11 protein-coding genes are annotated in these 8,627 nt (G+C 34.5%); 5 read left to right on the top strand and 6 right to left on the bottom strand.

Annotation, left to right across the window (positions count from 1 at the left end; all coding sequences use genetic code 11):
* The 5 genes from rplB to rpsJ all read right to left on the bottom strand — a co-directional run.
* Positions 1 to 471: 50S ribosomal protein L2 (gene rplB, locus SFT90_02290; GenBank protein MDX1949314.1), on the bottom strand; the 471-nt coding region annotated here is incomplete at its 3' end.
* 4 nt (positions 472 to 475) lie between these two features.
* Positions 476 to 775 carry a 50S ribosomal protein L23 gene (locus SFT90_02285; GenBank protein MDX1949313.1) on the bottom strand — a complete coding sequence of 100 codons (300 nt, stop codon included), beginning with the start codon at positions 773 to 775 and terminating at the stop codon, positions 476 to 478.
* On the bottom strand, positions 765 to 1,400 hold the full coding sequence (gene rplD / locus SFT90_02280) for a 50S ribosomal protein L4 (protein ID MDX1949312.1): 636 nt from the start codon (positions 1,398 to 1,400) through the stop codon (positions 765 to 767). Before rplD ends, SFT90_02285 begins: the two co-directional genes overlap by 11 nt.
* Positions 1,401 to 1,412: 12 nt before the next feature.
* The gene (gene rplC, locus SFT90_02275; GenBank protein MDX1949311.1) at positions 1,413 to 2,117 is read right to left on the bottom strand and encodes a 50S ribosomal protein L3; all 705 of its coding nucleotides are present in this window, start codon (positions 2,115 to 2,117) and stop codon (positions 1,413 to 1,415) included.
* Positions 2,118 to 2,120: 3 nt separating this feature from the next.
* Positions 2,121 to 2,444, bottom strand: coding sequence for a 30S ribosomal protein S10 (gene rpsJ, locus SFT90_02270; protein ID MDX1949310.1), 324 nt, complete (start codon positions 2,442 to 2,444; stop codon positions 2,121 to 2,123).
* 178 nt (positions 2,445 to 2,622) lie between these two features.
* Between rpsJ and SFT90_02265 the strand changes: the two genes are divergently transcribed.
* The 5 genes from SFT90_02265 to SFT90_02245 all read left to right on the top strand — a co-directional run bounded on the left by SFT90_02265 (position 2,623) and on the right by SFT90_02245 (position 5,688).
* Entirely contained in the window at positions 2,623 to 2,946 is a 324-nt protein-coding gene (locus SFT90_02265; protein MDX1949309.1) for a 2Fe-2S iron-sulfur cluster-binding protein, read from the top strand.
* A gap of 51 nt (positions 2,947 to 2,997) precedes the next feature.
* A complete protein-coding gene (sppA, locus tag SFT90_02260) occupies positions 2,998 to 3,906 on the top strand; it encodes a signal peptide peptidase SppA (GenBank protein ID MDX1949308.1) in 909 nt (302 codons plus the stop codon).
* Between the two features lie 268 nt (positions 3,907 to 4,174).
* Positions 4,175 to 4,459, top strand: a complete 285-nt coding sequence (locus SFT90_02255) for an HU family DNA-binding protein (GenBank protein MDX1949307.1) — start codon at positions 4,175 to 4,177, stop codon at positions 4,457 to 4,459.
* Positions 4,460 to 4,467: 8 nt separating this feature from the next.
* Positions 4,468 to 5,082 carry a 3-isopropylmalate dehydratase small subunit gene (gene leuD, locus SFT90_02250; protein MDX1949306.1) on the top strand — a complete coding sequence of 205 codons (615 nt, stop codon included), beginning with the start codon at positions 4,468 to 4,470 and terminating at the stop codon, positions 5,080 to 5,082.
* A 9-nt stretch (positions 5,083 to 5,091) separates the two neighbouring features.
* Entirely contained in the window at positions 5,092 to 5,688 is a 597-nt protein-coding gene (locus SFT90_02245) for a hypothetical protein (protein MDX1949305.1), read from the top strand.
* Positions 5,689 to 5,696: 8 nt separating this feature from the next.
* Here the strand turns inward: SFT90_02245 and SFT90_02240 are convergent, their stop codons facing one another.
* The gene (locus tag SFT90_02240) at positions 5,697 to 8,522 is read right to left on the bottom strand and encodes an NAD(P)-dependent oxidoreductase (protein MDX1949304.1); all 2,826 of its coding nucleotides are present in this window, start codon (positions 8,520 to 8,522) and stop codon (positions 5,697 to 5,699) included.
* Positions 8,523 to 8,627: the final 105 nt, after the last annotated feature.

Raw genomic sequence — 8,627 nt, 5'->3', positions numbered from 1 at the left:
TGATCTTGCAATCTGACCACCTTTGCCAGCTTTAAGCTCAACATTATGTAAAATAGTTCCAACTGGAATATTTTTAAGCTTTAAGCAATTACCTGGCTTAATATCTGTAGCTTCACCAGAAATCACAACATCACCAGCTTGTAACCTTTGAGGTGCTATAATGTAAGAAAGCTCACCATCTTTATATTTAATTAATGCAATATGACAAGTTCTGTTAGGATCATACTCTAATCTTTCAACAACCGCTTCAACATTAAATTTATTACGCTTAAAATCAATAAATCTGTAAGTTCTTTTATGCCCACCGCCTCTAAATCTTGAAGTGATATGACCAAATGCATCTCTACCAGTAGAAGCCTTTTTACCTCTTGTTAAAGTTTTAACTGGCTTACCTTTATGAAGCTCAGATTTATTAACTAAGATAGTGCTTCTTCTTGATGGTGTAGATGCTGTAAAAAATTTTAATGCCATAAAACTATTTCACCCCCGCTGTGATATCAATTTGGTTACCAGCTTCAAGAGTAATTATAGCCTTTTTGAAATCTTGCTTTTTACCAGCACGACCCCTAAAAACTCTCTGCTTACCAGCAACATTTATAATATTTACCGCTTTAACCTTAACGCCGTAAATATCTTCAATAGCTTGCTTAACTTCAGGCTTAGTTGCATCTTTAGCAACTACAAACCCAACTTTGTTAAACTGAGATAATGTAGTAATTTTCTCAGTAACAAGAGGGCGTTTAATGATATCTAAATTTTTAATATTATTTACCATTTTCACCACCTAATCTTTTTTGTAAATCCTCAAGGGCGTGCTTGGTGATAACTAAATTTTTGTGATTTAGAATATCATAAACATTCAAGCCAGTTTGAGGGATAACATCAACATTGTTTATAGCTTGAACTGATTTGTAGAAATTATCTTTATCAGCGGAGCCTCTAACAAATAAAGCATTTTTTGCGTTGATATTCTTTATTTTTGCAATTGCATCTTTAGTTTTACAATTTTCAATAACTGCTGACTCTAAAATCTTCAAGCTACCTTCTGATGCTTTGAGTGAAAGAGCAACTTTCAAGCCTTTAGCAACGAATTTTTTATTTAATTTGAACTCATAGCTTCTTGGCTTTGGAGCATGAGAAACGCCACCATGTCTTTGGTGAGGGCCTTTTAATGAGCCCTGACGAGCATGACCTGTTCCTTTTTGCTTAAATGGCTTCTTAGTTGTGCCGTGAACCTCAGAGCGAGTAAGCGTGCTTTGAGTTCCAGACCTTCTTTTAGCCAACTGCCAATTAACAATCTGATGTAAAATATCTTTTCTGATTGGTTGAGCGAAAATATCTTGGTTAAGCTCAACTTCACCAGTTTTTTTGTTTTCAAAATTTATAACATCTAGTTTCATAAATACCTAATATTATGCCTTAGCTTTCAAACCAGCAGGAACTGGTAAATCTTTATGGTTTTTAACTTTAATTGCATCTCTAATTTCAACAATAGAGCCTTCAAAACCCGGCGTTGAACCTTTTATTGCAATTAAGCCCTTTTCAGCATCAACCAAAATAACTTTTAAGCCTTGTTGAGTTGCTCTAACAGCACCCATATGACCAGCCATTTTCTTATTCTTAAACACTCTACCTGGATCTTGCCTTTGACCAGTTGAACCATGCGAGCGGTGAGAGATTGACACACCATGAGAAGCTTCTAAACCTGCGAAGTTGTGACGCTTCATAACACCCTGAAAACCTCTACCGATAGTAATACCAGCTACATCAACTTTTTGACCAACTACAAAATGACTTGCAGATATTTCATCACCAATATTTAGTAATTTTTCTGCAGGAACTCTAAATTCTCTCAAGTGAGCTTTTGCAGGAACTTTATTCTTTGCAAATTCTTCCCTTTGAGGTTTTGCAATATTTTTAACTTTTTTCTCACCAAAACCAAGCTGAACAGCTGTGTAGCCATTTTTTTCGGTGGTTTTAACGCTAGTAACTATATTTCCTTCAACTTTGAATAAAGTTACTGGAACATTTTTTCCGTCTTCCGCAAAGATTCTAGTCATACCAAGCTTTTCTGCTAGAACGCCAGTGCGAAGATTATTTTTGAGATTACTTGCCATATATTAAGCAGCCTCCTGCATCACTTCTACAAACACTTCAACGCCAGCAGGTAAATCAAGTTTGCCTAAAGCATCAAGTGTTTGAGGGTTTGTATCTATTATGTCTATTAGACGAGTATGAGTTCTAACTTCTAATTGGTCGCGAGAAGTTTTATCAATGTGTGGGCTTCTAGTAATAGTAAATGTTTCCCTTTTTCTAGGAAGTGGAATAGGGCCTCTAGAAACTGAGCCAGTTCTTCTAACCGTGTCAACAATACTTCTAGCGGATTGATCAATAAGTCTATGATCAAAAGCTTTGAGTTTAATTCTTATTTTTTGTCCAAGCATAATATATACTTTGTTAAAAAGCCAACTTCAGAGTTTTTTGTAACAACAAAATTATCTCTGCGTTTATTTGGGAAGTGCGATATAAACAATTTCTTTTCACTTGTAAATAGAAAAAATAAAAAAAATTCACTTTTTATAAAAAAAATTAAATTTATAAGGTTCTTAAAGAAAATATTTTATGGAATTAGTAAAAATTAAAGTTACCTCACTTGATGGTAAAACCTATGATTTGGAAGGGTTAGAGGGTTGGCGAGTGATGGAAGTTATTCGTGATGCGGAGCTTCCAATCAAAGCCGAATGTGGTGGGTGCTGTGCCTGTGCAACTTGCCATATTTATGTTGCGGAAAGCTGGGTTAAAAAATTAATTCCTGCAAGTGATGAAGAAATTAGGGCGTTAGATGATGCATTTTTTGTGAAAGAAAATTCTCGTCTTTCGTGTCAAATACTATTAACTAAAGAGCTTGAAGGGCTTGAAGTTACTATCGCTGAGGGCGGGGATTAATAATAAAACCTATCAACTATCAACAATTAACTAATAACCATTAACCAAATTATGAATTCTGATCAAATAATTGAAAGAAATAAACTTAAAAAGCAAATTTCGACTTGGAGGATACTTGCTTTTGTAACCCTATTAATAGCAATATTTTTGGTTTTTGGAGATTCTAAAAACATCTCACAAGTGAGTAGGGCAGGGGCTTACATCGCGAGAGTTAAAATTGATGGTGTAATTTTTGAAAATTCATCTCGTGATGAAATTCTTAATGAAATTGCAGAGGATAAAAATGTAAAAGCGGTTATTTTGAGCGTAAATAGCCCAGGTGGAACGGCGGTAGGCGGTGAAACCCTTTATAAATCAATCAAAAAACTCAATGATAAAAAGCCAGTTGTTACAATTATGAATTCAGTTGCGGCTTCGGCTGGATACCTTGTTACGCTTGGTAGTGAGCGAATTTTTGCCCATCAAGGCACTATAACTGGTTCTATTGGTGTGATTATGGAAATCCCTAATGTGAAAGAGGCATCAGATAAACTGGGCGTGAAGTTTAATTATATCAGAACATCGCCTCTAAAGGCTTCTCCAAGCTTGTTTGAAGAGGTTAATCCAGAAGCATTAAAAGTTTACAAAGATATGATGCAAGATTTTTTTGTTTATTTCAAAAATGTTATTGTTGAAGAAAGAAAACTACCAGCTTCAGAAGTTGAAAAACTCGCAGATGGCAGGATTTTCTCTGGTTTTTCAGCAAAGCAAAAAGGCTTGGTTGATGAAATTGGTGGTGAAGATGAAGCTATTGAGTGGCTTGTAAAAAACAAGAAAATCTCAAGCAAAATTGAGGTTGAGGATGTAAAACTTTATCGCCCAGAAGATAAATTTGAAGAGTTTTTAGAAGGTGCAAAAAGTTTTTTATCTATTGATGGTTTTTTGAATTCCTTTGGTAAAAAATTTAGCCTTTTTCTTTGATGGCATTGATTACTATCCATAGATATTGTGAAATTTGGCTTTTTTCTTCCCGAATTGTCACCCCGCATTTATTGCGGGGTTAATTGCAAAAAGTGCTCTTAGCTTAGGCTTGAAAACACTTTTGACCATTAACCCTGCAATAAATGCGGGGTGACAAATTGTGATTAAGTGTATAAAATCTACTTGTTAATAAACACTTTTCTTTAATTACTTGATTTGATTGAAAAATTATATAATTTCAATACATTAAATTTCAAAAAAATGCAAAATGACTAAATCAGAATTAGTAAAAATACTATCAGAAAAGCATCCGCAACTTCAGTTAAGAGAGGCTTCTGAGCTAGTAGATTTGTTTTTTAATATGCTTACAAATACTCTAAAATCTAACGGCAGAATTGAGCTTAGGGGGTTTGGAACATTCTCTCTAAGAAAGCGTTCCGCAAGGCTTGCAAGAAACCCAAGAACTGGCGATAAAGTGCAAATTGGCGAGAGGAATGTTGTTTATTTCCGCGCTGGTAAAGGCTTAAAAGACAGGGTCAACGCTTCAAAATAAAATTATATATGCAATCATTTACAAATATCAAAGGCAGAATTGCTCCACTTCCGATAATTAACATTGATACGGATATGATTATCCCGAAGCAATTTCTAAAAACAATTAAAAGAACTGGGCTTGGTAAAAATCTATTTGATGAGATGAGATTCACGCAAAATGGGCAGGAAATCCCTTCTTTTGTTCTTAACAAGCCAGCCTATAGAAATGCAAAAGTTTTAGTGGCAGGGCAGAATTTTGGTTGCGGATCTTCCCGTGAACACGCACCTTGGGCAATTCTTGATTTTGGAATTCGTTGCATCATAGCCCCAAGTTTTGCGGATATTTTTTATAATAATTGCTTTAAGAATGGCATTTTACCGGTGGTTTTATCACAAACACAAGTAGATGAAATTGCTAAATTTGCAGAAGATGAAAATAATGAAATTGAAATTGATTTACCTTCTCAATCCATCAAAACTAGCGGAAAAGTTTATAATTTTGAGATAGATTCCTTTAGAAAACATTGCCTTATAAACGGCCTTGATGATATTGGTTTAACGCTTGAAAAAGGCAATTTTATCTCTGATTATGAAGCAAAAATGACTCCTCAAACCCCTTGGCTTTGGTCTAAGGCTTCTTAAAAAAACTTTATGGCCTACTATAAAAGTCTATTTGAAAGATTAGTTGAGGAAATGTTTTCTGGTCCTAACAGAAAAATTAATATTGTTACTTTAATTTCTGTTATAAATGCCGGCTTGATTTTTGGATTGCTATGGCATTTAGAGCTTGAAAATGAAGGGTTGCTTACAATTTTTGGATTTTTTATAGTTTGGCGAACTTTAATTTTATCAGCAATATCATTTCTTTTTAGAACTAATGTAAAAAGAGATTTCGCAAAGTTTTTATGCGTAATGAATTTGTTGGTTGCAATCTCTGCGGATTATCTAATTTATAATGGTGATATCACTGATTCTGGCTGGGAAGTTATTGGTAATATTGAAGCTAAAATATTTGAACGCCAAGCAAGCTCAAATATCCAAGCCCCTTCAATTCAACAACCGCAAAATCTTAATAATCAAAATATTAAGCAGAATGTTAAGCGAGATAGTCTTCAGAATTATAATAATAAACTTCTGAAAGAAGCTCAAGAAAAGCTAAAATCGCAATCTCAAAAAAATGTGGAGCAGAAGATTTTACATAACTCCACTCTTCAAAACCTTCGCACCGGCCATTCAATAGGTGAATAGTTTAGGTTTTATGCTATTCCTCCCACGCTACCAATATTTCTTTTATTAACTTGTCCTAGGGCAGTTTGCTGAGATTTTTCATATAGTTTTTTAAATTTTTTTGCGCCAGAGCCATCTGTTTTTCCAAGCATATCTTCAATTTGCTGATTTGCAGCTTCAATAGTAATGGTATTTCCTACTTTTGTGGAATCAGCTACTAATTGAGTTGCAACAGCGCTTTTTGCTTTATCCATTTCAAGAACAGACTGCCTACAAAATTCTAAACCTTTACATATTCTTTCAAGGTCTCCATCTGGTGAGGTATCCATTGATGGTCCAGCCCAAATTCTTACACTTTCTGGATCTTTATAGCCTGCGCCAAACTTAATATAACCTCTTTCAACCGCCATCTGCATTACCCTGGTTCCAAAATTAGGGGCTGCACCTTCAGGAGTTTTATAATTTAGCGTAACAGCTGATGCATTTATACCTTTAGGGTTAGTTGCAATATGCTCAAAGCCATTAGCAGCTTCTATTAGGAAGGTTTCTATAATTTCATTTGCTCTACTAACAGAGTCCACCATATTATTAAGGCCACCATTTTTTTGAAAATAGCTTATTGCATGCCTCAAGTTTAGAATAGTATCAACTGATGGTGTATTGATGGGTTGTCCTTTGAACATTACAGCCTCAATAGTTCCTTTATCACCTGCAAATTTCTCATCTTTCCTTAAAGGGAAAAATTGTTGTTTATTTTTTTTAAGTTCTTCCATTGCAGCAGGCGACATAAAATTCAAACAGGCACCACCTTCAACGCCAAGGGCTTTTTGACCCGGTGATGAAATTGCTATTTTTAGCCCCATTTCTTCAAATTTTGCCCAGTCTGCTTTTACGCAACCTAATGCTGATGTTGCATCTATTATAATAGTTCCTGAGTAATTTTCTGGTAAACCAGCAACTAGTTCATTCAAATCTATCATTGTTCCAGCTGTGGTTTCTTGCCACGCTAAAACTATATTTGAATCTGCGGGGATATTTGTAAGATCAGGAATACTTCCTTTCTCTGCTTTTCTAACATTAAGTTTTATAGGTTCTCTATCAAGATGAGCATTTTCGCTAATATATTTATCTAAATCTTGAAAACTTATTCCATAATTAGCTAAAGATGTTTTTATAGCTTCATTTCCTGTAGCTAATTCATAAAGTGCTTTTGAATTTTTATAGGCTTGTATTTGAGTGTTTGCATTATTGGTTAAATCATTCATTCCTTTTTCCCAATCACCGCTGAAAGCCCCCATACTAACAACTTCGGTATTCTTACCAAAAAAATTCCTCATATTTGTTTCTATTCCAGCTGTTCCACCGCCAACAATAACCCCAGCCCCCCAAGTTTTAGGAAATTCAAATAAAGTTTTTGCTTCTTCTCCTAGAAGTTTAATATTTTCCTCTCCTTTGCCCCCTCTATGAGACATGCCCTTATGGTTTGCTTGATCTTCCTGAAGTTTATCCCAATCAAGATCCTTTGGTGGTGGCGTAGGGCCAGAAGAAACACTTGCTCTTATAGGTTTTTTAGGTGCTGCACCCACAAGCATTCTTTCAATAATTTGTGCGTCAGTTCTTGTAGCAGTTTCAGGGTTTACTAGGTTTTTTATTTTCTTTTTATTAACAACTTCATCAACAAGCTCTAAAATCATCTTTGCTGCATTTGCAGAGGCTTGTTCAGTTTTTGCACCTACTTTATCAAAGTATATTAAATTACTTGGGTTTTCTTCGGGCAATGCAGACTTAAGATCTAGGGAGTTTATAGTCTCGATTTGATCATCAACTGCTAGGGTTACATTTCTAGGAACGGTAGCACCTGCCTCAAAATGCTTTCCTCTTGCAGTTCCAAGCACTACAACTGGTTTATTTCTTTTTGCTAAAATATCAAAATGCTTTTGTGTAAAGAAGCCTTCAGTGATTTCTTCCGGCTTACCATTACTTTTTAGTGGAATTGCAATTCCAACATAATCAGCACCATTAAGAGCATCTTCAAGTGTAGAGTAAGATTTTACATAAGAATTTTCTGAACAAAATTTTTCAACGCTTAGCCTGTTATTAACCACAGCCGGAACCATATTAAGTGCTTTACTTAATTCGTGAGCCCTTTTGCCAATTCCGCCTAAGCCAATTAGAAGAAATTCTTTTCCAGCAAATTCAGATATATTAGCATCTCTTAAAATTTGCATATGTTCAGGGTTGCTTGCACTGAAAGACTCAACGGAATTTCCAGAAAAATTTGTCTGAAATCTTTTATTATTTAATACATCTCTTAATAATTCATAACCTTTTCTTTCATTATCGCTTAGCCCCAAACTATTTAAATTATTAAGTTTATGAACTAATTCTGGGTTAGTTCTTATCATTATATTTAGCTGTAATTCTAAAACTGCATCTGAGTTTGATTCAGGTGAGTTAGCAACCTTAAAGCCCCTTTCTTTTGCAAGTAAAGCATTATCAGTATCTACGCCAACTCTAGCAAATACTGTATCAATCATCTGCCTATCTAGTTCAGTTAGGGCTTCATTCATTGGGGTGTCTTCAATTCTAGTATCCGAGCGGATTAGAACGATTTTTGGTTTATGCTCTTTAATTAATTCTGCAATTTTCTTTGTTCTTTCTGGCTTGTTTCCTTTTGTTTCCTTTATTATTTCTTCAGGGTAAATAACTTCTATATTGTTGCCATATTTTTCTTTAAGGGCATTTAATAGGCTAGTTTCTTGGTTTTTATCGTTTTTGTATGTTCCCAAATCATCAGCGACTAAAATTGTTATCTTTTCATCAGTTTTTTCGAATTTTTGTGATAATTTACGCATAATAAACTCCTGTTTTTGATGTAAAAAAGATACAGTATAGAAATTTATTAAGCTGGCAAGTAAAAAGTAAATTAATAAAAAAATAATTTTTTGCGAATGTTTTTT

This window comes from Rickettsiales bacterium, from assembly GCA_033762595.1.
GTDB lineage: Bacteria > Pseudomonadota > Alphaproteobacteria > Rickettsiales > UBA8987 > JANPLD01.
This window is presented reverse-complemented; position numbering and strand designations above follow the sequence as displayed.

Coding starts and splice junctions, on each gene's coding strand:
- SFT90_02255 (MDX1949307.1), top strand. CDS start 4,175: ATGACTAAATCAGAATTAGTAAAAATACTATCAGAAAAGCATCCGCAA.
- leuD (MDX1949306.1), top strand. CDS start 4,468: ATGCAATCATTTACAAATATCAAAGGCAGAATTGCTCCACTTCCGATA.
- SFT90_02245 (MDX1949305.1), top strand. CDS start 5,092: ATGGCCTACTATAAAAGTCTATTTGAAAGATTAGTTGAGGAAATGTTT.
- SFT90_02285 (MDX1949313.1), bottom strand. CDS start 775: ATGGTAAATAATATTAAAAATTTAGATATCATTAAACGCCCTCTTGTT.
- rplC (MDX1949311.1), bottom strand. CDS start 2,117: ATGGCAAGTAATCTCAAAAATAATCTTCGCACTGGCGTTCTAGCAGAA.
- SFT90_02265 (MDX1949309.1), top strand. CDS start 2,623: ATGGAATTAGTAAAAATTAAAGTTACCTCACTTGATGGTAAAACCTAT.
- sppA (MDX1949308.1), top strand. CDS start 2,998: ATGAATTCTGATCAAATAATTGAAAGAAATAAACTTAAAAAGCAAATT.
- rplD (MDX1949312.1), bottom strand. CDS start 1,400: ATGAAACTAGATGTTATAAATTTTGAAAACAAAAAAACTGGTGAAGTT.
- rpsJ (MDX1949310.1), bottom strand. CDS start 2,444: ATGCTTGGACAAAAAATAAGAATTAAACTCAAAGCTTTTGATCATAGA.
- SFT90_02240 (MDX1949304.1), bottom strand. CDS start 8,522: ATGCGTAAATTATCACAAAAATTCGAAAAAACTGATGAAAAGATAACA.